The organism is Pseudomonas sp. S09G 359, from assembly GCF_002843605.1.
Lineage (GTDB): Bacteria > Pseudomonadota > Gammaproteobacteria > Pseudomonadales > Pseudomonadaceae > Aquipseudomonas.
Genome location: NZ_CP025263.1, coordinates 6,207,516 through 6,229,007, shown reverse-complemented (window position 1 = coordinate 6,229,007; position 21,492 = coordinate 6,207,516). Strand labels below are relative to the sequence as shown.

Below are 21,492 nucleotides of genomic sequence, written 5' to 3'. Positions count from 1 at the left end.
CAAAACAGGGAGAGACCCATGAACCGCAGCCTGCTTTTCAAACTTGGCGCGATTGCGCTGCTGATCCTTTTGTTGCTGATTCCGTTGCTGATGATCAACGGGATCATTGCCGACCGTCAGCTCACCCGCGACGCGGTACTGGAAGACATCGCCCGCAGTTCCAGCTTCAGCCAGCGCCTCACCGGCCCGGTGATGGTGGTGCCGTACCGCAAGACCGTGCGCGAGTGGAAACTCAATGAAAAGCTCAACAAACGCTACGAGGAAACCCGCGAAGAGCGTGGTCGTCTGTATTTCCTGCCGGACCGTTTTGAACTCGATGGCAAGGTGCAAACCGAACTGCGTGCACGGGGCATCTACCAGGCGCGGCTGTTCCATGCCGACAACCGCATCAGTGGGCGTTTCGAGGTGCCTGCGCAGCTGGGTATCACCGAGAACTTTGCCGATTACCGTTTTGAGCCGGCGTTTCTGGCGGTGGGTATCAGCGATATCCGTGGCATTGAAAACGCGCTGAGCCTGGAGCTGGGCAGCCAGCGCCTGGAGTTCGCACCGGGCTCCCAGGTGGACTGGCTGGGTGAGGGCGTGCATGTGGCGCTGCCGGAGCAAGACAGCAAAAAACCTTACGTGGTGGATTTTGCCTTCGACCTGCGCCTGCAAGGCACTGAGCAACTGCAAGTGGTGCCCGTGGGCAAGACCAGCCAGGTCTCGCTGGCGTCCAACTGGCCACACCCCAGCTTTATCGGCAACTTCCTGCCGGCCCAGCGTGAAATCACCGATACCGGCTTCACGGCCACCTGGCAGACCACGTTCTTTTCCACCAACCTCGAACAGGCCTTGCAAACCTGCCTGGACGGCCAGGGCTGCAAAGACTTCAACGGCCGCAGCTTTGGCGTGAACTTCATCGACCCGGTGGACCAGTACCTCAAGAGCGACCGTGCGATCAAATATGCACTGCTGTTTATCGCCCTGACCTTTGCCGGCTTCTTCCTCTTTGAAGTGCTCAAGAGCCTGGCGGTGCACCCGATCCAGTACGCGCTGGTGGGCTTTGCCCTGGCGTTCTTCTACCTGCTGCTGTTGTCGTTGTCCGAGCACCTGGGCTTTGCACTGGCTTACCTGATTTCGGCGAGTGCCTGTGTGTTGCTGATCGGTTTTTACGTGTGCCACGTGCTGCGCAGCATCACCCATGGCCTGGGCTTTTCGGCGGGGTTGGCGGCGTTGTATGGCTTGTTGTACGGGCTGTTGAGTGCCGAGGACTACGCGCTGTTGATGGGCTCGCTGTTGTTGTTCGGCCTGCTGGGCACGGTGATGGTGCTGACCCGTAAGCTGGATTGGTATGGCATAGGCAAGCGCAAGGCGGTTGAACCGCTGCAGTTTGACCTGGAGGGGGTGCAATGATCGGGTTGCGCGAGGATCAACAAATAAGGGACAGGCTGGTCAACTTCCTCAACAACGCCACCGCACAGTGTGGGAGCGGGCTTGCTCGCGAATGCGGTATGTCAGTCAGAGATGTTTCAACTGAACCAGCGCATTCGCGAGCAAGCCCGCTCCCACAGGGGATTGGTTTGGTCAGTTATACCGGCGGCTGGGTCTGCAGCATCGAAGGCCGCTGGCTGATCTCGGCGTACCAGGCGGCGAGCTGGGGAGTGTCTGCGCGCCATTGCATGTCGGGGTGGCGGAAGTCGAGGTAACCCAGGGCGCAGGCCACACTGATAGCGGCGACATCGAAGTGGCTGGCCAACTCGGCAATGGCGTCCTGTTCCAGCTCGGCGAGGGTGCGACGGATCTTGTTGCGCTGTTCATCGAGCCAGGGGGCCCAGTGTTTTTCCGGTGGGCGCAGGGCCGACTCATAACGCACCAGCACGGCGGCGTCCATGATGCCGTCGGCCATCGAGGCCAGGGTCAGGCGCCGCCAGCGGGCCGAGCCGTCGCGGGGGATCAGCGGGTTACCGACGTGCTGGTGGTCGACGTAATCGAGGATTACCCGGCTGTCGTGCAGCACCGAACCGTCGGCCAGGCGCAGGGCGGGGATCTTGCCCACAGGGTTGCCTTGCACCACTTCGGCGTCCGGGTTGACCGGGGTTGGCATGCAGCTTTGCAGGGCCACGCGGTCCTGCTGACCGGTCTCGATCAGCAGCACGCGGACTTTGCGAACGAAGGGTGAAGCGGGGTTGTGGAACAAGGTCATGCTGGGAGCGGACATGGGCATTCCTCTGAATAGGCTGCGGCTAGCCTAGAGGGTTGTGCAATGGCTGGCGAGTTTTTCAGGGCGCCATCGGGGGCAAGCCCCCTCCCACACTTGAATGTGTTCACAAATCAAAATGTGGGAGGGGGCTTGCCCCCGATGAGGCCCTCAGCCGCGCGGCTTAAACAAGGACCAAACCCCAATTGCGGCAGGTATGCCCAGCCCCACCCAACTCAACGAATCCCACCACCCATCCCCCAGCAACGCCGCAAACAACCCAGTCGCACTGAGCAGACCAATCCCCAGCGGAATCCCAAACACCTTCCAGAAATTCGACTGACGCGGCTTCATGGCGTGCCCGCCTTGCGCCGTACGATCCACAGGTAAATCCCGCTGATCAGCACAATGATGGTCAGCACATCCAGCACCGCCCATAGGATCTTCATCGGCATGCCGCCATAGTCGCCAAAGTGCAGCGGCTGGGACATGCCCATGGCGTCCATGTACCACGGCCGTTCGGCGATGGCCGTCACGGCCAGGGTGCTGGCGTCGATCAATACCGGTGTGAGCAGGTGCGAGGTCAGGTGGGTGCTGCCCTTCATGAACACGGCGTAATGGTGCTCGCTGGAAAACCGCGTGCCGGGGAAGGCGATAAAGTCCGGCTCCATACCCGGCGCAGCCTTGGCGGCGATGGTCAGCAGTTCGGTGGCCGGTGCGCGCAGGGTCAGCGGCGGCGCATTTTTGTACGGCTCGATCATCGCGCTGAGGCTGTCAGTGCGCCAGGCGGCGATGATCAGGTCGGCGCAGGCGCTGATCACGCCGGTCACGCCCACCACCAGCGCCCAGGTCAGGGTGACAACGCCGATCAGGTTGTGCAGGTCGAGCCAGCGCAGGCGGGTGGATTTGTCCTGGCGTACGGTGGCGAATTTCAACCGGCGCATAAACGGCAGGTACAGCACCGTGCCCGAGATGATTGCGACCACAAACAAAATGCCCATGAACGCCAGCAGCAACTTGCCCGGCAGCCCGGCGAACATATCCACATGCAGGCGCAGCAGGAACAGCGTGAAACCGCCATTCGCCGAGGGCATTTCCACCGATTCGCCGGTGCGCGCATCCAGCATGAAGGTGTGAGAGGAATTGGGCTCAGTACCGGCCGTGGCGGCCATGATCGCGATCACGCCATTCTTGTCGTCCTCGTCCCACGCCAGGTATTGCATGGCTTCACCGGGGCGATGGGCCTGGGCCTTGGCCACCAGTTGCTCCAGGTTGAGCTGCGGCGTGTCGGCGGGCATCTGCGCCAGCTCAGGCTCGTTGCCGAGCAGGTGGTCGATCTCATGGTGAAATACCAACGGCAGGCCAGTGAGGGCGAGCAGCAGCAGGAATACCGTGCAGATCAGGCTGGTCCAGGTGTGGACGAAGGACCAGCGGCGGATGGTTTTGCTTTTCATCACGGCTCCAAAGGCAAAAGGGCCGCGGTTCAGGCGGCCCTTCGTAAGCGGTTTTACCGTCTTAGAATTTGTAGTTCACGCTGGCAACCACGTTACGCTGGTCGCCGTAGTAGCAGTAGAAACCGTCACAGGTGGACAGGTAGTCCTTGTTGAAGATGTTCTTGGCGTCGACGGCCACGGTCACACCCTTCATGGAACTGTTCACGCGGCCAAGATCGTAGTGCACCGAGGCATCGTAAACGGTGTAGGAACCTACATGACCCAGGTCAGTGTTGGTGGCGTTACCGTAGGTGTCGCCGACGTAGCGTACGCCCGCGCCTACGCCGAAACCGTCCAGCAGGCCACTGCGCCAGGTGTAGTCGGCCCAGCCTGTAGCTTGGTTGCGTGGCAGCTGATTCATACGGTTACCTTCTTCACCGGTTGCGCCCTTGGTGATTTCGCTGTCGTTGTAGGTATAGGAGCCTACAAGCTTCAGGCTTTCGGTAACGTCGGCGCTGGCTTCCAGTTCCAGGCCGCGAACGCGCACTTCACCGACTTGCCGGGTGATGCTGCCTTCGGTCACCGTGGAGTTCTGTTGCGTCAGGTCGAATACAGCCGCCGTGAATAGGGCTTTGGTGCCCGGCGGCTGATACTTGATTCCCGCCTCATACTGTTTGCCTTCTGTCGGCTTGAATGCCCCGGTGGTTCCCACTTGGGTGCCGGAGCCTGCCTGGAATGATTCGGCATAGGACAAGTAGGGTGTGATGCCGTTGTCGAACACATAGCTGAGTGCGGCGTTGCCACTGAAGTGTTTGTCGCGCTGGGTGTTAGTGGCGTCATTCGCGTTGTGGAAAGTGGTGCCGGTATGCACCCAGTCTTCACGCCCGCCGAGGGTCAGGCGCCAGTTGTCGAGGGCCATCTGGTCCTGGACGTAAAGGCCGGTCTGCTGGGTCTTCTGGGTGTAGTCGTACATGGTGAAATACTGGACGTTGGAGAAGTCCTGCCCATATACCGGTCGGTTAAAGTTGATGGTCGGCACACCCGCCGAACCCCACAACCAGCGCGCATCGCTGGTGGAGCGCTGGTGGTCGAGGCCCAGTAATAGCGTGTGGCTCACAGCACCCGTCTGGAAGTCGGCCTGGAAGTTGTTGTCGACGGCGAATTGGCCGATGTTTTCATCCACCTTACCGGCAGAACGGCTGACGTTGCCATCGGCGTCCACCGCGACCTCAGGACCATTCGGAAAGAACGCACCACCGGCGGTGATGCCTTGAAACGACAGATCGTTCTTGGTGTAACGCAGGTTCTGATGGTACTGCCAGGTATCGTTCAGGCGCGTTTCAAAGGCGTAGCCCAGCGCGTAATAGGTGCGATCGTAAAATTCCCAGTCCGGATCACCCAAGTTCTTGTGGTGGGAAATCTTGCCGGCCGGCGAGCTCAGTTTGGTGCCTTGGAGCGGCAGGAACTGCCCGGTGATGCCGGTATCGTCGCGGGTGAACTGGGTCAGCAGCGTGAGCTTGGTGTCATCGTTGATATTCCAGGTCAGGCTCGGGGCAACGTTGTAGCGCTTGTCCGGAATGTGATCCACGGGCGTATTGCTGTCACGCACCACGCCGCTGACGCGATAGAGGAATTGGCCTTCGTCGTCGATCTTGCCGGTGCTGTCGAAGTTGATCTGCTTGTGATTGTTGCTACCGGCCTGCACCTCAATTTCGTTCGAGCGTTCAGCCTGAGGACGACGGCTGACCATATCCAGCAAGCCGCCGGGTGGGGTTTGCCCGTACACAGACGACGCCGGGCCGCGCAGCACAGCAATACGCTCCAGGTTCCAGGTGTCGATCTTCGGTGTCGCGTAGTTGCCTTTGGGCAGTGGCAGGCCATCGAGGAATTGCGTTGGGACAAAACCGCGTACCAGCAGCCAGTCACTGCGCGAATCGGAGCCATAACCAGAGCTTTGCACGCCAGCGGTGTAGCGCAGCGCATCGTTGAGGTTAAGAACGGAGCGGTCTTCCATTTGTTTACGCGTGATCACCGTGACCGAACGAGGGAGTTCGGCAATCGGCGTATCAGTCTTGGTGCCGGCGGCTGTGCGGGTTGCTACATAACCGTCCACCGGGCCCCATGCGCTTTCATAACTGCCCTGACCGGTGATATTGGTCACCGGCAGCGCCATCACGCCTTCTGGAACCGCTACCAGGCTGTAAGTCCCCGCGCTGCTCTGCTCCAGTTGCAAGCCGGTGCCACGCAGTGCCTCACGCAGCGCGCCCGGCGCATCGAACTGGCCCTGCACCGGTGCCGAGGTCTTGCCCGATGCCAGCGCCGGGTTGAGGGTCAGCGCCAGGCCGGCCTGGCTGGCGATCTGGTTCAGGGTGCTGGCCAACGGGGCGGCCGGCAGGTTGTAGGCGCGCACGCTGGAGGCTTGTTCGGCGGCGTACAGCGAGGTGCTGGCCAGCGGGGCGCTGAGGGCAATGGCCACGGCTAACAGGCTGGGGCGCAACAAGGTGTCTAGCGTGCGGGACATAGGGCGGCTCCTGAATGGAAATAATTCGCAATTGCCTATGTGCCGAATGAGAATTGAAAAGTGATAGGGCAAGGTGAAAATATTTTTTTGTGGTGTGTTTGAGGGCCTCATCGGGGGCAAGCCCCCTCCCACCTTTGAACTACGCCGCGGTCGAAATGTGGGAGGGCGCTTGCCCCCGATAGCTATAGGCCTGGCCCCCCCGAACCTAAGGCTTCCCCTTGACCGTCACCCACCACGGCGTGTGCTGCTCAATCTGCACCGGCAACGTCGGCAGCAGGGCGTTCAGCGCCAACGTGGTGTCATGCAACGGGAAGCTACCGGTGATGCGCAAATCGGCCACGTCGTTATCCACACCCAAGTACCCGGTGCGATAGCGGCTGAGTTCCTGCACCACATCCCCCAGGCGGGCGTTGTCCACCACCAGCATGCCGCGCGTCCAGGCGTCGGTGGCGGGGGTTACGGCCAGCAGCGGGCCGAGGCCGTCGCTGCGCATCAGCACTTGCTGGCCTTCCTTGAAGATCTGCTCCTGCTGCAGCGACTCGGGCTGGGCGCCCACCGCCGATTGCAGCACGCTCAAGCGCGTGGCGTCGTCTTCGCGCTTGACGATAAACCGTGTGCCCAGCGCACGCAGGTTGCCGTCGCGGGTTTGCACATAGAACGGGCGCGCATCGTTGTGGCCGGTTTCGACGAGGATTTCGCCTTCCTGCAACACGATCAGCCGGCGCTTTTCATCGAAACGCACGTCGATGGCGCTGTGGGTATTGAGGTTGATCACCGTGCCGTCCGCCAGTTTCAGCGTGCGCTGTTCGCCGGTGGCGGTGCGCTGGTCGGCCAGCCAATAGTGGATCGGCACATAGCGCTCGCCAGCGAACAACGCCAGGCCGCATACCAGCGCGATGCTCGCCAGGCCACTGCCCAGCTTGCGCACGCGCTGGCGAACCGCTTCGCGCGACTGCAACAACGCCACCCGCGCCGGGCCCGAGGCGATGCTGAAGCGCTGGTCGAGCATGCCCAACTGGCGCCACGCGCGGGCGTGTTCTTCATGGCTGGCCAGCCATTTGCTGAATTCTTCGCGTTCTATCGCGCTGCCGTCGCCCGAATCGAGGGACAGTTGCCAGGCAATCGCCGCATCCAGCACACGCGCCGACACCGGTTTGGAACCGATCACGCTCACGACGGCTCGCCATACAGTGCGATGTAGCACTGGCGGATACCTTGGGCGAGGTACTGGCGCACACGCGGCACGGACACGCCCAGGCGCTGGGCGATCTCCGCGTGGCCCAGGCCGTCGAGGCGGTTATAGAGGAACGCCGCGCGGGCCTTGCTCGACAGCTTGCCGAGCAGGCGGTCGATGGCCTTGAGGTCTTCGAGGATCAGTTGCTGTGCTTCCGGCGAGGGGTGTTCGCTTTCGGGGATCAGCATCAGTTCGGTGAGGTAGGCCTGTTCCAGCGCGGCGCGGCGGAAGTAGTCGAACAGCAAGCCCTTGGCGATGGCCACCAGAAACGCGCGTGGCTCGCGGGGTTCGCGCAGCTCGTCACGGCCGAGCAGGCGCATGAACGTGTCCTGGCTCAGGTCTTCGGCGCGGCTCGGGCAGGCCACATTGCGCCGCAGCCAGGCCAACAGCCAGCCACGATGGTCGCGATACAACGCGCCAACAAGCTCACTGTGTGGGTTCTGGACCGACGACAAGGCATCACCGAATAAACAAGAGATTTAAACTAACGAGAATTATTCGCGATTGTGTCAGAGGCAGGGAATGGGCGCAATTGGCGTCTGTCGGGAGATGACATTAAAACGATGGCGCTTGTTTACGCCGTTTCCATTGGCTAAAACGCTCTTGCAGCGCCTGAGGCGTATCGATGTGCTGCCGGCGCGCGCGGCTGAACAGGATCAGCATCAGCTCCGCCGTGGCCAGGGCATCGGCGCTGGCGTGATGGCGCTCGCCCACCTGCAGGTTGAAATGGTGGATCCAGTCGTCCAGCCCGGCTTCGCGGATGTGCGCCTCGGGGCACAGCAGCGGGGCGATCTCGGCAACATCCAGAAAAGTATGCGTCAGGCGGTAGCCCAGGCTGTCCTTGAGCGCACGGCCGAGCATGTGTTGATCGAACGGCGCATGGAACGCGAGCAGCGGGCTGTCGCCGACAAATGCCATAAAATCCAGCAGCGCCTCCACCGGGTCGCTGCCGGCGGCGATGGCGCTGGGTCCCAGGCCGTGGATCAGCACGCTGGGGCTGAGCTTGGTGTCGGTGCGGTGCAGGGTGCGCTCGAACAACTGGGAAAAATCCACCGCGCCGTCTTCGATCACCACCGCGCCGATGGACAGCACCTGGTCGCGGTTGAGGTTCAGGCCGCTGGTTTCCAGGTCCACCACCACCCAGCGCTGGTTGTGCAGGGGGCCATCACCCAGCACGGCAGGCTTGGGCAATTGCGCCAGGCGCTGTTGTTGGCCGGCGTCGAGCCCGGGCTTTTTCGTACGCAGCCAACTGAACAAACTCACAGTTGGTACCGAAAGGTCAGGCTGCTTTGCAGGCGCTGGGCCTGGCGCAAGGATTCACGCAGGATGCGTCGGTCCAGGTGGTTGAGGCTGTCGGGGTCGACGCGGTTGGAATACGGCTGATTTTCCCGGGTCTGCAACTGGTGCTGCTGCATGCGGGTTTGCTGAATAAAGTGATAAGCCTCTTCATAGGCGGCGCCATCCAGTGGCTCGATGACTTCCTTGACCACCAACTGGCGCAGGCGCTCCAGGGTGTTGTTGGCGTGGATGCCATTGGCCAGGGCCAGCAACCGCGCGCCGTCGACAAACGGCGTAAGGCCCTGCACCTTGAGGTCGAGGGTGGCCTTTTCGCTACCTTTACGCGTGAGCACGAATTCGCGGAAGCGTCCTACGGGCGGGCGCTGGCGCAAAGCGTTCTCGGCCATCATGCGCTGGAACAGGCGATTGTCCGCCACCTGGTCGAGGATGCCCTGGCGCAGTTGCTCGCAGCCACGCTCGTCGCCCCACACCACGCGCAGGTCGAAATAGATGCTCGAACTCAGCAGATTCTCCGGCGTGGCCTCGCGGATAAACGCGCCGAAGCGCCGCGCCCACTCGGCCCGCGACAGGCATAGCTCAGGGTTGCCGGCCATGATATTGCCCTTGCATAGGCTGAAACCGCACAGCGCCAGGCTCTGGTTGATCTGCTGCGCCAGGGGCAGCAGGCGGCCACGGATCATTGCGGCGTCGACGGCGTCCTTGGCGTCGAACAGAATGCCGTTGTCCTGGTCGGTGTACAGCGTCTGCTCGCGCCGGCCTTCGCTGCCGAAACACAACCAGCTGAACGGCACCCCCGGGTCGCCTTTTTCAGCCAGGGTCAGCTCGATCACCCGGCACACGGTGTGATCGTTGAGCAAGGTAATAATGTGGGTGATCTGGGTCGAGGACGCGCCATGGGCGAGCATGCGCTCAACCAGTTGGCCGATCTCGCCGCGAATCGCCACCAGGTTATCCACTCGGGGCGCATTGCGGATGGTACGGGCCAGGTGCACCAGGTCCACCCGCTGCAGGGAAAACAGGTCGCGCTCGGACACCACGCCACACAGGCGCTGGTCTTTCACCAGGCACACGTGGGCGATATGCCGCTCGGTCATGGCGATGGCCGCGTCGAAGGCGCTGTGGTCCGGGGTTAGAAAGAACGGCGCCTGGGTCATATGGGCGTCGATGCCCTGGCTGAAATCGCTGGTGCCGTCCGCCACTACCTGGCGCAGGTCGCGCAGGGTGAAAATCCCCAGGGGCGCCTTGTGTTCGTCGACGATCACGATGCTGCCCACTTGCTGCTCGTGCATCAGCGTGACCGCCTCGCGCAGTGGGGTCTGGGGGCTGCAGGTCACCGGGTGGCGCATGGCCAATTCGCCCAAGCGGGTGTTCAGGGAATATTGAGTGCCCAGGGTTTCCACGGCTTTTTGCTGCACCTGCTGGTTGACCTGATCCAGCAGGCTGCTGACACACCGCAGGGCAAATTCACGAAACGGGCTCGACAGTGCGAACAACTTTATAAACGCCGGCTTGTTCAGCTGCAGGCAGAAGGTGTCTTCGGCGGCTTTGTGCTCGGTGCGCGTGGCCCGTTCACCGAGCAGCGCCGCCAGGGGGAAGCACTCGCCGGTGGTGATTTCGAAGGTTGGCTCGGTGGAGTCCGGCCGTTCGCCCACGACGCGGCCCTGCTTGATGATGTAGAAATGCTCCACCGGCCCGCCCGACGGCTTGAGAATGCTATCGCCGGGGCCAAAAAAACGCAGTTGGCACTGCTCGACCAGAAACGCCAGGTGCGCCTGTTCCATCTGGTTGAACGGCGGGAAGCGTTGCAGGAACTGCAGGGTGCCGTGGATGTTCTGCAATACAGCAGTTTTCCCCGCCTCGGCGAAGGCATCAGCTTTACTCATAAACATGACCGCATTTTTTTGTCGTTATCGTCCTGCATGGTCGACTCCCGCGCGGCGGGTGCCCATTGGACGTAAGTCTAGGTCTATGAAATCGTCACAAAACTAAGGAAAAACCTTACATGACTATCGTCCAAACCCCGTAGAACACCCACTAGTCAAACTTTCCGACGAAGTGCACATTGATCGCCCTTCCGCAGATGTCTGACGAGTGTGCTGGGAGATTGAATAGAACTGCTGAGAACCGTATGTCCGACCACGATATTTTGAGCGATGCCGAGCGCGAGGCGCTGAGCGCCGTGATGCTGGAGCCTGATTTACCACCGCAACGCGTGTTGATTGTTGACGACGACAAGGACGCGCGTGAGCTGCTGGCGGAAATCCTGGGCCTGGACGGTATTCGCTGCATGACCGCCGACAGTGGCAAGACAGCGTGGGAGTTGTTGAGCTCCAGCAGTGCCATCGGTTTGCTGATCACCGACCTGCGCATGGCGCCGAGCAATGGCCTTGAATTGATCCGCAAAGTACGCAGTTCTACCCGGGCGGCGCTGCCGATCATTATCATGTCGGGGGATGCCGAGGCGCCGGATGTGATTGATGCGATGCATTTGAGTGTGGTGGACTTTTTGCTCAAGCCGATTGATAGCGTGAAGTTGGCAAAGATGGTGAAGCGGGAATTGGGCATGGCTTCCTGATTTTGTGGTGAATGTGCTGGCCTCATCGGGGGCAAGCCCCCTCCCACAGGGGAATGCATTTCAAATGTGGGAGGGGCGGTGCGACGATTCGACTTGCCCCCGATGAGGCCAGCCCAGCCACCACACCCCCAAAGAAAAAGCCCTGATCTCTCGATCAGGGCTTTTTCATTTACAGGCCGTTTTTAGCCTTGAACTCCCGACGCCGGCGATGCAACACCGGCTCGGTGTAGCCATTCGGCTGCTTGGTCCCTTCAATCACCAGCTCCACCGCTGCCTGGAACGCGATGTTGCTGTCGAAATCCGGGGCCAGTGGGCGGTACAGCGCATCCCCGGCGTTTTGACGGTCCACCACCGGCGCCATGCGCTTGAGGCTTTCCAGCACCTGGGCTTCGTTGACGATGCCATGGCGCAGCCAGTTGGCGATGTGCTGGCTGGAAATACGCAGGGTGGCGCGGTCTTCCATCAGGCCCACATCGTTGATGTCCGGCACCTTGGAGCAGCCGACGCCCTGGTCGATCCAGCGGACTACATAGCCGAGGATGCCCTGGGCGTTGTTGTCCAGTTCGTTACGGATTTCTTCGTCAGACCAATCGGTGTTGCTGGCCAGAGGAATCGTCAGGATGTCGTCCACCGACGCCCGTTCGCGTTTGGCCAGTTCGGCCTGGCGGGCGAACACGTCGACCTTGTGATAGTGCAGCGCATGCAACGCAGCCGCCGTCGGCGACGGTACCCAGGCGGTGTTGGCGCCGGCCAGTGGGTGGGCGATTTTCTGCTCGAGCATCGCCGCCATCAGGTCGGGCATTGCCCACATGCCTTTACCGATCTGCGCACGACCTTGCAGGCCGGTGCTCAAGCCGATATCGACGTTCCAGTTTTCGTACGCGCCAATCCATTTTTCGGCCTTCATGGCGGCCTTGCGCACCATCGCGCCGGCTTCCATGGAGGTGTGGATCTCGTCGCCGGTGCGGTCGAGGAAGCCGGTGTTGATAAACACCACACGCTCGCTGGCCGCCTTGATGCAGGCCTTGAGGTTCACCGTGGTGCGGCGCTCCTCGTCCATGATCCCGACTTTCAGGGTGTTGCGCGGCAGGTTCAGTACGTCTTCGATGCGGCCGAACAGCTCGTTGGTGAACGCGGCTTCTTCCGGGCCATGCATCTTCGGCTTCACGATGTACACGGAACCGGTGCGGCTGTTCTTGCGGCTGCTGGTGCCGTTGAGGCTGTGGATCGCCGCCAGGCTGGTGAGCAGGCCGTCGAGGATGCCTTCCGGCACTTCGTTGCCGTCTTTGTCGAGGATCGCGTCGATGGTCATCAGGTGTCCAACGTTGCGCACGAACAGCAGCGAACGACCGTGCAGGGTCACGTCCTGGCCATCCACGCCGGTATACACGCGGTCGGCGTTCATGGTGCGGGTGAAGGTTTTGCCGCCCTTGGCCACTTCTTCGGCGAGGTCGCCTTTCATCAGGCCGAGCCAGTTGCGGTAGATCACCACTTTGTCATCGGCATCGACGGCGGCAACGGAGTCTTCGCAGTCCATGATGGTGGTCAGCGCAGCTTCCATCAGCACGTCTTTGACGCCGGCGGCGTCGGTCTGGCCGACCGGGGTGCTGGCGTCGATCTGGATTTCGAAGTGCAGGCCGTTGTGTTTCAGCAGGATCGCAATCGGCTCGGCCGCTGGGCCCTGGAAACCAATCAGTTGCGCATCGTCGCGCAGGCCGCTGTTGCTGCCGCCCTTGAGGCTGACGATCAGCATGCCGTCGACAATCTTGTAGCCGGTGGAGTCGGCGTGGCTGCCGGCGCTGAGCGGCGCGGCTTCGTCGAGGAAGGCGCGGGCGAAGGCAATCACCTTGTCACCGCGTACCTTGTTGTAGCCCTTGCCCTTTTCGGCGCCGTCGGCTTCGCTGATGGCATCGGTGCCATACAGCGCGTCGTACAGCGAGCCCCAGCGCGCATTGGAGGCGTTGAGGGCGAAGCGCGCGTTCATCACCGGCACGACCAGCTGTGGGCCGGCCATGCGGGCAATTTCGTCGTCGACGTTTTGGGTCGAGGCCTGGAAGTCTGCGGCTTCTGGCAGCAGGTATCCGATGTCTTGCAGGAAGGCTTTGTAGGCCACCGGGTCGTGGGCCTGGCCGGCATGGGTCTGGTGCCAGGTGTCGATCCGCGCCTGGAAATCGTCGCGTTTGGCGAGTAGGGCTTTGTTCTTCGGTGCCAGGTCGTGGATGACCTTGTCGGCGCCGGCCCAGAACTGATCGGCAGTAATGCCGGTACCGGGAATGGCTTCGTTGTTCACGAAGTCGAACAGGACTTTGGCGACCTGCAGGCCACCGACTTGAACGTGTTCAGTCATTGCTTGCCTCACTCTGCGGAGCTTATGCGCTGTTTCAGATTTTCATTATGTAGTGCACGGTTGGGCATACTACATGATGACTTGCGGTTGTGAAAATTAGACTAAATACGTCGTTTAGCGACCCACTTTGGTCGTACGGTCACAGCGGAGAACCGGATGTTCTCAAAAAACTATTGGATTGTTCCAGATAAATATAAAAATGGTACACGATTTGTTTTCGAGGGCCCCCGGGTCCACCTTGTAGATTGAATTCAGAGGGCTTCGCCATGGACCATCTTGTACTCACTATTATCGCCGCCGACAAACCCGGCCTGGTTGAACGCATTGCGCAGAACATTGCGGCCCATGGCGGCAACTGGCTGGAAAGCCGCATGGCGCATATGGCCGGGCAGTTTGCCGGGATTCTGCGCGTCAGTGTGCCGGCCGAACAGCGCCAGGCGCTGGTCGGCGCGCTGGAGGACTTATCCACACACGGCATTCGCGTGCTGGTGGGCGAGGGCAGTGCCGGGCAGGCCTCGGCCTCCAAATCGATCATGATGACGCTGGTGGGCAACGACCGCGCGGGCATCGTGCGCGAAATAACCTCGCTCTTGAGCAAGCAAGGCGTGAACCTGGAAAGCCTGAGCACGGATGTGCGCCCGGCGCCGATGAGCGGTGATCCATTATTTACCGCCGAGGCGCTGTTGCAGGTGCCGACGGCTTTGGCCCTGGATACCTTGCAGCTGTCTCTCGAAACCCTGGCGGATGATTTGATGGTGGAACTGCACCACGAGGAATAATCGGGCCACAAGGTTATGCATGGAAATCTTGCATGGGCCTGTGGATAACCTGTAGAGACCCGGCGCCAGGCCACGCCGGCCGGGCTTCTTCGCGATCTGAGCAAAAAACGAGCAGTTTCAACGGCTTGTGCACAAATGGCGGGGATCAGGTTGTGGATAACCTTGGGGTGGATCGCTGCAAGCCACGTTAACTGTGGCTTGCAGAGGTTTGTACGTTATTTGATCAGCGTTTGCGCACGCTCAGCCAGGCATCCAGGCTGTACACCACCAGCCCGGCCCAGATAAACGCGAAGGCGATCAGTGTGCTGGTCGCCAGGTGTTCACCAAACAGCAACACGGCTTCCAGTAGCACCAGGGTCGGCGCCACATACTGTAAAAAGCCCAATGCGGTGTAGGGCAAATGCCGTGCGGCGGCGTTGAAGCACACCAGCGGGATCAGCGTCACCGGGCCGGCTGCCACCAGCCACCAGGCTTCGGAGGTGCTCCAGAACGCCAGCTGCGCACTGTGGGCCGACGGGTTGAACAGCAACCACGCCACGGCAATCGGTACCAGCATCCAGGTTTCCACCACCAGCCCCGGCAAGGCCTTGACGGGCGCCTGCTTGCGGATAAGCCCGTAGAACCCGAAAGTCAGTGCCAATACCAGTGACACCCACGGCAAACTGCCCACTTGCCACACCTGTTGCGCCACACCCACCGCCGCCAGCCCGACGGCCACCCACTGCAACCGGCGCAGGCGTTCGCCGAGGAGCAGCATGCCGAGCAGCACATTCACCAGCGGGTTGATGTAGTAACCCAGGCTGGCTTCGAGCATGCGCCCGCTGTTTACCGACCACACATAGGTCAGCCAGTTACCCGCAATCAACGAACCGCTCAGGGCCAGGATCGCCAGGCGCTTGGGGTTGTCACGCAGTTCGCGGAACCAGCCCGGGTGCTTCCACACCATCAGCAGCAAACCGCCGAACAACGCCGACCACAACACGCGGTGCACGATGATTTCGGCGGCGGGTACGCTGGCAATGGCTTTGAAGTAGAGCGGGAACAGGCCCCAGATGACGTAGGCGCTCAGGCCCAGGATGTACCCCTTGCGGGGGTTGGCGGCGTGCATTGCAGAATCCTTGCTTAGGCAGCTAACAAAGCGCGATTGTAAGGATATTTGTCAGGCAATGGGACTTGCTTAGTAATGAGGTTGGCTTTGTGTGGGAGGGGGGCAAGCCTCTCCCACATTTAAGGCAAAAGCAGTCAGAAGAGTTTCAACGGTTCTTCGTTGAGCGCCGAGAGCTGCTCACGCAACGCCAGTACCTGATCGCCCCAATACCGCTCGCTACCGAACCACGGGAAGCTGTGGGGGAATGCCGGGTCGTCCCAGCGCCGCGCGAGCCAGGCGCTGTAGTGCATCAGGCGCAACGCGCGCAGCGGTTCGATCAACGCCAGTTCGCGCGGGTCGAAGTCGTGGAACTCCTGGTAGCCGTCCATCAATTCCGACAGCTGGCCGAGACATTCCTGACGATCTCCGGCGAGCATCATCCACAGGTCCTGCACCGCCGGGCCCATGCGGCAGTCGTCGAGGTCGACGATATGGAACATCTCATCGCGGCACATCATGTTGCCGGGGTGGCAATCGCCATGCATGCGGATGTTCTTGTGCGGCGTGGCCTTGTACACCTCTTCGACACGTTTGAGCAGGTCGCGGGCCACTGACTCATAGGCCGGCAGCAGGCTCTTGGGGATGAAATTGCCTTCGAGCAAGGTGTTGAGCGAATCGTGACCGAAGTTCTTCACGCCCAGTGCTTCGCGGTGTTCGAACGGGCGGGTGGAACCCACGGCGTGCAAACGACCGAGCAATTGCCCAAGGCGATAGAGTTGATCGAGGTTGCCTGGCTCCGGCGCACGGCCGCCACGGCGGGGGAACAGGGTGAAGCGGAACCCGGCGTGCTCGAACAGGCTTTCGCCGTTGTGGATCAGCGGCGCCACCACCGGTACTTCGCACTCGGCCAGTTCGAAAGTGAAACGGTGTTCTTCAAGGATCGCTTCGTTGGTCCAGCGCTGTGGGCGGTAAAACTTGGCGATCAGCGGTTCGGAGTCTTCGATGCCCACCTGATACACGCGGTTTTCGTAGCTGTTGAGCGCAAGAACGCGAGCATCGCTGAGAAAACCGATGCTTTCGACGGCGTCGAGTACGAGGTCGGGGGTGAGTGTTTCAAACGGATGGGCCATGCGAACTCCTGCGCGCAGCAGGGCGCCGCGTCCGGCTCGGTATGGTAACGCACACGGCGGTAGATAGGTGGTGTCTGTACTGGCCTCATCGGGGGCAAGCCCCCTCCCACAGGAGACCGCGTTTAACCTGTAGGAACGCGGTCAAGTGTGGGAGGGGGCTTGCCCCCGATTGGGGCCTGTCAGGCGCCGACAATCCCACCATCATCGCGCCGAATCGCCATCACCGACGACCGTGGCTTGCCATTCGGCAGATGCTCCGGCCAGGTCGAACCGCCGGTTTCACCCGGATGCTGAATCCCCACAAACAGGGTTTTCTGATCCGGCGAAAAGCTGATCCCGGTCACCTCGCATGCCACCGGCCCCACCATGAACCGGCGAATCTCCCCGGTGCTCGGGTCGGCACACAGCATCTGGTTATTGCCCATGCCGGCAAAGTCACCCGCGTTGCTGTAGTCGCCGTCGGTAAGGATCCACAGGCGCCCAGCCTTGTCGAAGCCCAGGCCATCGGGGCTGTTGAACATGTTCTGCGGGTTGATGTTCGACGAGCCGCCCTTCGGCGTACCGGCATGCACGCCTGGGTTGCCGGCCACTACAAACAGGTCCCAGGTGAACTGCAGCGCGCCGTGGTTATCGGCGTCGGCCTTCCAGCGCAGGATCTGGCCGTAGACGTTTTTCTCGCGCGGGTTGGGGCCGCCTACCGGCTGGCCGTCTTCGCCGCGCTTGGCGTTGTTGGTAAGGGTGCAATAAACCTGGCCGTCCGTGGGGCTGACCACGATCCACTCCGGGCGGTCCATGCGCGTGGCTTTCACCACGCTGGCGGCCAGGCGCGCGTGGATCAGCACCTCGGCCTGGCTGGCAAAACCGCTGCTGGCGTCGATGCCGTTTTTGCCATGGGTCAACTCGACCCACTGGCCCTTGCCCTTGGGGTGGTCGGCGTTGCCGTCGCCGGCGTCGAAGATGGCCACGTACAAGGTGCCATGGTCGAGCAGGTCTTTGTTGGCCTTGGGGTTCTTGTGGTTGATCTTGTCGCGGCTGACGAACTTGTAGATGAACTCGCCGCGTTCGTCATCGCCCATGTACACCACGGCGCGGCCGTCGCGGGTTTCTGCCAGGGCCGCGTTCTCGTGCTTGAAACGGCCCAGTGCGGTGCGCTTGGCCGGAGTGGATTGGGGGGCGAACGGGTCGATTTCCACCACCCATCCGTGGCGATTCAGCTCGTTGGGGTTCTTGGCGATGTCGAAGCGCGGGTCGTGCAGGTGCCAGTTGATCTCTTTGCTGGCAGCCACCACGCCGTAGCGTTTTTGCCCGGCGTCGAAGGTTTGTTGTGGGTTGCTGCTGCCGAAGCAGTCGGTGAAGTTCTCTTCACACGTCAGATAAGTGCCCCAAGGGGTTTTGCCGTTGGCGCAGTTCTGAAAGGTGCCGAGGGCTTTTTTGCCGGACTTGTCGGCGCTGGTTTTCAGCCAGTCGTGGCCGGCGGCGGGGCCGCTGAGGCGGATTGGTGAATTGCCGTGGATACGTCGGTTGTAGCGCGAGTCCTGGACGAACTGCCACGTGTCGCCCTTGCGCCGCACTTCGATCACCGACACGCCTTCGCTGGCTTGGGCCTTGTGCACGTCTTCGGCCGATTGCGGCGCGCCGCCGTGGGCATAGAGGTAGCGGTAGTTGGTGTATTCGTTGTTGATCGCCATCAGCGCGCGGTTGTCGTCGCCGGGGAAGGCGAACAGGCTCATGCCGTCGTTGTTGTCGCCGAACTGCTGCTCCTGGGCTTTGGCGGTGCCGTTGCCCGACGGGTCAAACGCCGGAGCGCTCTTGCTCAGCGGCTGGCCCCAGCTGATCAGCACCGAGGCGCTGTAGCCTGGCGGCAAGGTGATGGCGTCGCTGGTGGCGGCGGCGATGCTGGTGAACCCCAGCAACGGGCTGGCGGAGGCGGCGTTGACGGCCAGGGCGCTGCGGGTCAGCAGGTTGCCGCCCAGGAACATCGCGGCACCACACAGCGCGCCAGCGCCGATAAAGCGGCGGCGGGTGAGGCCGACCATCTGCTCAAGGTCGGTGGCTTGGTTTTCTTCTAATAGGCTCATCTCAGGCTCCCTGCGGTTTTTGCAGACACCATAAGGAGCGGGCGTGACGAAATTGTTGCAGTTTGAAGCGGGTTGCCGTTTAGACCGGCGTGCCCAGCAGCACATTGCTCGGCGCGAATTGCACTTGGATCGCGTCGCCTTCGGTCGCGCCCAGGGCCTTGAGTGCCCCCGGCTGCGCCAGGGCGCATAAAACCAAGCCGTTGGGCAGGGCGATGCGCACTTCGCTGGGGCCGTCGTCGGCGGCGAGAATCGCCTCGACGCTGCCGCTGATGCAATTGTGTCCAGGTGTTGCGGGCGCTCCGGATGCCAGCAACTCCAGCCAACCCGCCTTGATCAGGGCGACCACTTCCACGCCAATCTCGAGTTCCAGCCGCTGCGTGCTGTCGTGGGTGATTTGCGCGTCCAGGCTCAGCCCACCGGCCAATTGCAGGCGGATCACATCATTGCGGCCATGGTTGTCGATGCCGATAACCTGGCCATGCAACTGGTTACGTGCGCTGGTGCGCAACATCAAGCGGCCCAACAGGTTGAAGTCGCTGGCGGCTTCATCCGAGCCCAGCACTTCAGCTTGCAGCGCTTGCAGGCGCTGGTAGAGGCGCAGCACGCGCTCACCTTCGGCCGTCAGTTTGGCGCCGCCGCCGCCCTTGCCGCCCACGCTGCGTTCCACCAGCGGCTTTTGCGCCAGATTGTTCAGTTCATCGATGGCGTCCCAGGCGGCTTTGTAACTCAGGCCGGCCGCCTTGGCGGCGCGGGTGATGGAACCTTGCTCGGCGATATGCCCCAGCAGGGCGATGCGCTGCGGGCGTCGGATGATGTGTTGGCTGAGGGAGGTGGGCAGGGACATGGGCATACGCTTGGATAAGATGCGCCGACGTTGCCGCCCTGGGGCGTGGGAGTCAAGTCAGGCGCCTGGTTTGGGCGTGCGCGCCAGGCAGTACACATCCACCTGCCGCGCGCCGGCGCCCATCAGCAGGCGTGCCAGGCTGTGGGCGGTGGCGCCGGTGGTGAGCACATCATCCACCAACGCGAAGTGCCGGCCTTGCACCTGGGCGCCGGGTGCCAGGGCGAAGGCGTTGCGCAGGTTGCGTTGGCGGGTCTTGGCGTCGAGGGCCTGTTGCGCGACGGTTTCGTAGGGGCGTAACAACAGATGTTCTTCTACGGTGATGCCCAGGTCGTCGCTGAGCCAGCGCGCCAGCATCTGGGCCTGGTTGTAGCCGCGCTCGCGCAGACGTTTGGCGGCCATGGGCACCGGCAGCAGGCAGTCGGGGCGCGTGAGTTCGGCATTTTCGAAGCGATGGCGCAGGTAGTGGCCGAGCAAACGACCGAGCAGATGCCCCAGTGGCCAGCGCGCTTGATGCTTGAAGCGGGTGATCAGCGTGTCGACCGGAAAGCTGAAGGTCCACGGGGCGATCACCTGTTTAAACGCCGGTGGGTGTTTCTGGCATTGGCCGCAGATCAAACCCTCCATGGGCAAGGGCAGGGCGCAGACCTCGCAATGCTCGAGCAGCCAGGGCAACTCGGTTTCGCAGGCGTTGCACACACAATCGGGACTTTGCGCCGGGTCATCACAGATTAAACAGGTATGGTTGTTTTTTAACCAGATGTAAACCTTGTGTTTGTATCCAGGTTGACAGTGCATGAATCTTCCTTAAATATGCCGAGCATCCGTGTCGTGTCTGTGGGTATTGCCCTTCCCGCAGCGTTTGCCCAAGCATAATCAAGGAATCGCCCATGAGCGCCAGCACCACCGCCACTTTGCGTCACGATTGGTCCTTAGCCGAAGTCAAAGCGCTGTTCGTGCAGCCGTTCAACGACCTGTTGTTCCAGGCGCAGACCGTGCACCGCGCGCATTTCGACGCCAACCGCGTGCAGGTGTCGACGTTGCTGTCGATCAAGACCGGCGCTTGCCCGGAAGATTGCAAATATTGTCCGCAGTCGGGCCACTACAACACCGGCCTGGAAAAAGAAAAGCTGATGGAAGTGCAGAAGGTCCTTGAAGAGGCCGCCCGCGCCAAAGCCATCGGCTCGACGCGCTTCTGCATGGGCGCCGCCTGGAAGCACCCGTCGGCCAAAGACATGCCCTACGTGCTGCAGATGGTCAAAGGGGTGAAGGCCATGGGCCTGGAAACCTGCATGACCCTCGGCCGTCTCGACCAGGACCAGACCGAAGCCCTGGCCCAGGCCGGCCTCGACTACTACAACCACAACCTCGACACGTCGCCGGAGTTCTACGGCAGCATCATCACCACCCGCACTTACAGCGAGCGGCTGCAAACCCTGGCCTATGTGCGTGACTCGGGGATGAAGATCTGCTCCGGTGGCATCCTCGGCATGGGCGAGTCCCTCGACGACCGCGCCAACCTGCTGATCCAACTGGCCAACCTGCCGGAGCATCCGGAGTCGGTGCCGATCAACATGCTGGTGAAGGTGGCCGGTACTCCGCTGGAAAACGCCGAAGATATCGACCCGTTCGACTTCATCCGCATGCTGGCGGTGGCGCGCATCCTGATGCCGCAATCCCATGTGCGCCTGTCGGCCGGCCGTGAAGCCATGAACGAGCAGATGCAGGCCCTGGCGTTTTTCGCCGGCGCCAACTCGATTTTCTACGGCGACAAACTGCTGACTACCGCCAACCCGCAGGCCGACAAGGACATGCAACTGTTCTCGCGCCTGGGCATCCTGCCGGAAGCTCGCGAAGAACACGCCGACGAAGTGCACCAGGCGGCGATCGAACAGGCGCTGGTGGAGCAGAAGAGCAGCGAGCAGTTCTATAACGCCGTCGTCTGATTGAAATGCACTGCAAATGTGGGAGGGGGCAAGCCGCTCCCACATT

Annotated in this window: 18 protein-coding genes; 4 read left to right on the top strand and 14 right to left on the bottom strand. The window is 61.7% G+C overall.

Features of this window, described 5'->3' with window-relative positions; all coding sequences use genetic code 11:
• Nucleotides 1-18 precede the first annotated feature (18 nt).
• Nucleotides 19-1,392, top strand: a complete 1,374-nt coding sequence (gene creD / locus CXQ82_RS28685; RefSeq protein WP_101273307.1) for a cell envelope integrity protein CreD — start codon at nt 19-21, stop codon at nt 1,390-1,392.
• Nucleotides 1,393-1,567: 175 nt separating this feature from the next.
• Here the strand turns inward: creD and CXQ82_RS28680 are convergent, their stop codons facing one another.
• The 8 genes from CXQ82_RS28680 to CXQ82_RS28645 all read right to left on the bottom strand — a co-directional run bounded on the left by CXQ82_RS28680 (nt 1,568) and on the right by CXQ82_RS28645 (nt 10,546).
• Entirely contained in the window at nt 1,568-2,197 is a 630-nt protein-coding gene (locus tag CXQ82_RS28680) for a glutathione S-transferase family protein (protein WP_101273306.1), read from the bottom strand.
• A gap of 150 nt (nt 2,198-2,347) precedes the next feature.
• On the bottom strand, nt 2,348-2,530 hold the full coding sequence (locus CXQ82_RS28675) for a hypothetical protein (protein WP_101273305.1): 183 nt from the start codon (nt 2,528-2,530) through the stop codon (nt 2,348-2,350).
• On the bottom strand, nt 2,527-3,630 hold the full coding sequence (locus CXQ82_RS28670; protein ID WP_101273304.1) for a PepSY domain-containing protein: 1,104 nt from the start codon (nt 3,628-3,630) through the stop codon (nt 2,527-2,529). The genes CXQ82_RS28675 and CXQ82_RS28670 overlap by 4 nt, the downstream gene beginning before the upstream one ends.
• A 61-nt stretch (nt 3,631-3,691) precedes the next feature.
• Nucleotides 3,692-6,130 carry a TonB-dependent siderophore receptor gene (locus tag CXQ82_RS28665; RefSeq protein WP_101273303.1) on the bottom strand — a complete coding sequence of 813 codons (2,439 nt, stop codon included), beginning with the start codon at nt 6,128-6,130 and terminating at the stop codon, nt 3,692-3,694.
• A gap of 205 nt (nt 6,131-6,335) precedes the next feature.
• The gene (locus CXQ82_RS28660) at nt 6,336-7,304 is read right to left on the bottom strand and encodes a FecR domain-containing protein (protein ID WP_101273302.1); all 969 of its coding nucleotides are present in this window, start codon (nt 7,302-7,304) and stop codon (nt 6,336-6,338) included.
• Nucleotides 7,301-7,819 carry an RNA polymerase sigma factor gene (locus CXQ82_RS28655; protein WP_101273301.1) on the bottom strand — a complete coding sequence of 173 codons (519 nt, stop codon included), beginning with the start codon at nt 7,817-7,819 and terminating at the stop codon, nt 7,301-7,303. The genes CXQ82_RS28660 and CXQ82_RS28655 overlap by 4 nt, the downstream gene beginning before the upstream one ends.
• A 100-nt stretch (nt 7,820-7,919) precedes the next feature.
• Complete coding sequence (locus tag CXQ82_RS28650) at nt 7,920-8,627, bottom strand: PolC-type DNA polymerase III (protein WP_101273300.1); 708 nt, start codon at nt 8,625-8,627, stop codon at nt 7,920-7,922.
• The gene (locus tag CXQ82_RS28645; protein ID WP_101273882.1) at nt 8,624-10,546 is read right to left on the bottom strand and encodes a putative nucleotidyltransferase substrate binding domain-containing protein; all 1,923 of its coding nucleotides are present in this window, start codon (nt 10,544-10,546) and stop codon (nt 8,624-8,626) included. The genes CXQ82_RS28650 and CXQ82_RS28645 overlap by 4 nt, the downstream gene beginning before the upstream one ends.
• Before the next feature lie 245 nt (nt 10,547-10,791).
• Here CXQ82_RS28645 and CXQ82_RS28640 point away from each other — a divergent pair, with 245 nt between their 5' ends.
• Complete coding sequence (locus tag CXQ82_RS28640; RefSeq protein WP_101273299.1) at nt 10,792-11,238, top strand: response regulator; 447 nt, start codon at nt 10,792-10,794, stop codon at nt 11,236-11,238.
• 169 nt (nt 11,239-11,407) lie between these two features.
• On the opposite strand, the gene CXQ82_RS28635 is transcribed toward CXQ82_RS28640, so the two are convergent.
• Nucleotides 11,408-13,585: a malate synthase G gene (locus tag CXQ82_RS28635; RefSeq protein WP_101273298.1), complete on the bottom strand. Its 2,178-nt coding sequence runs from the start codon at nt 13,583-13,585 to the stop codon at nt 11,408-11,410.
• A 266-nt stretch (nt 13,586-13,851) separates the two neighbouring features.
• Between CXQ82_RS28635 and CXQ82_RS28630 the strand changes: the two genes are divergently transcribed.
• Nucleotides 13,852-14,364, top strand: a complete 513-nt coding sequence (locus tag CXQ82_RS28630; protein ID WP_101273297.1) for a glycine cleavage system protein R — start codon at nt 13,852-13,854, stop codon at nt 14,362-14,364.
• A 223-nt stretch (nt 14,365-14,587) separates the two neighbouring features.
• On the opposite strand, the gene rarD is transcribed toward CXQ82_RS28630, so the two are convergent.
• The 5 genes from rarD to CXQ82_RS28605 form a co-directional block, all read right to left on the bottom strand.
• Nucleotides 14,588-15,472 carry an EamA family transporter RarD gene (rarD, locus tag CXQ82_RS28625; protein WP_101273296.1) on the bottom strand — a complete coding sequence of 295 codons (885 nt, stop codon included), beginning with the start codon at nt 15,470-15,472 and terminating at the stop codon, nt 14,588-14,590.
• 134 nt (nt 15,473-15,606) lie between these two features.
• Complete coding sequence (locus CXQ82_RS28620) at nt 15,607-16,581, bottom strand: serine/threonine protein kinase (protein WP_101273295.1); 975 nt, start codon at nt 16,579-16,581, stop codon at nt 15,607-15,609.
• A 179-nt stretch (nt 16,582-16,760) separates the two neighbouring features.
• Nucleotides 16,761-18,659 carry a PhoX family phosphatase gene (locus CXQ82_RS28615; RefSeq protein WP_101273294.1) on the bottom strand — a complete coding sequence of 633 codons (1,899 nt, stop codon included), beginning with the start codon at nt 18,657-18,659 and terminating at the stop codon, nt 16,761-16,763.
• Between the two features lie 79 nt (nt 18,660-18,738).
• The gene (locus tag CXQ82_RS28610; RefSeq protein WP_101273293.1) at nt 18,739-19,503 is read right to left on the bottom strand and encodes a TOBE domain-containing protein; all 765 of its coding nucleotides are present in this window, start codon (nt 19,501-19,503) and stop codon (nt 18,739-18,741) included.
• Between the two features lie 57 nt (nt 19,504-19,560).
• On the bottom strand, nt 19,561-20,298 hold the full coding sequence (locus tag CXQ82_RS28605) for a ComF family protein (RefSeq protein WP_101273292.1): 738 nt from the start codon (nt 20,296-20,298) through the stop codon (nt 19,561-19,563).
• Nucleotides 20,299-20,390: 92 nt separating this feature from the next.
• Between CXQ82_RS28605 and bioB the strand changes: the two genes are divergently transcribed.
• Nucleotides 20,391-21,446: a biotin synthase BioB gene (bioB, locus tag CXQ82_RS28600; RefSeq protein ID WP_016977842.1), complete on the top strand. Its 1,056-nt coding sequence runs from the start codon at nt 20,391-20,393 to the stop codon at nt 21,444-21,446.
• Nucleotides 21,447-21,492 lie beyond the last annotated feature (46 nt).

Coding starts and splice junctions, on each gene's coding strand:
- CXQ82_RS28635 (WP_101273298.1), bottom strand. CDS start 13,585: ATGACTGAACACGTTCAAGTCGGTGGCCTGCAGGTCGCCAAAGTCCTG.
- CXQ82_RS28645 (WP_101273882.1), bottom strand. CDS start 10,546: ATGAGTAAAGCTGATGCCTTCGCCGAGGCGGGGAAAACTGCTGTATTG.
- CXQ82_RS28605 (WP_101273292.1), bottom strand. CDS start 20,298: ATGCACTGTCAACCTGGATACAAACACAAGGTTTACATCTGGTTAAAA.
- CXQ82_RS28670 (WP_101273304.1), bottom strand. CDS start 3,630: ATGAAAAGCAAAACCATCCGCCGCTGGTCCTTCGTCCACACCTGGACC.
- CXQ82_RS28620 (WP_101273295.1), bottom strand. CDS start 16,581: ATGGCCCATCCGTTTGAAACACTCACCCCCGACCTCGTACTCGACGCC.
- bioB (WP_016977842.1), top strand. CDS start 20,391: ATGAGCGCCAGCACCACCGCCACTTTGCGTCACGATTGGTCCTTAGCC.
- rarD (WP_101273296.1), bottom strand. CDS start 15,472: ATGCACGCCGCCAACCCCCGCAAGGGGTACATCCTGGGCCTGAGCGCC.
- CXQ82_RS28610 (WP_101273293.1), bottom strand. CDS start 19,503: ATGTCCCTGCCCACCTCCCTCAGCCAACACATCATCCGACGCCCGCAG.
- CXQ82_RS28665 (WP_101273303.1), bottom strand. CDS start 6,130: ATGTCCCGCACGCTAGACACCTTGTTGCGCCCCAGCCTGTTAGCCGTG.
- CXQ82_RS28615 (WP_101273294.1), bottom strand. CDS start 18,659: ATGAGCCTATTAGAAGAAAACCAAGCCACCGACCTTGAGCAGATGGTC.
- CXQ82_RS28680 (WP_101273306.1), bottom strand. CDS start 2,197: ATGTCCGCTCCCAGCATGACCTTGTTCCACAACCCCGCTTCACCCTTC.
- CXQ82_RS28640 (WP_101273299.1), top strand. CDS start 10,792: ATGTCCGACCACGATATTTTGAGCGATGCCGAGCGCGAGGCGCTGAGC.
- CXQ82_RS28630 (WP_101273297.1), top strand. CDS start 13,852: ATGGACCATCTTGTACTCACTATTATCGCCGCCGACAAACCCGGCCTG.
- creD (WP_101273307.1), top strand. CDS start 19: ATGAACCGCAGCCTGCTTTTCAAACTTGGCGCGATTGCGCTGCTGATC.
- CXQ82_RS28675 (WP_101273305.1), bottom strand. CDS start 2,530: ATGAAGCCGCGTCAGTCGAATTTCTGGAAGGTGTTTGGGATTCCGCTG.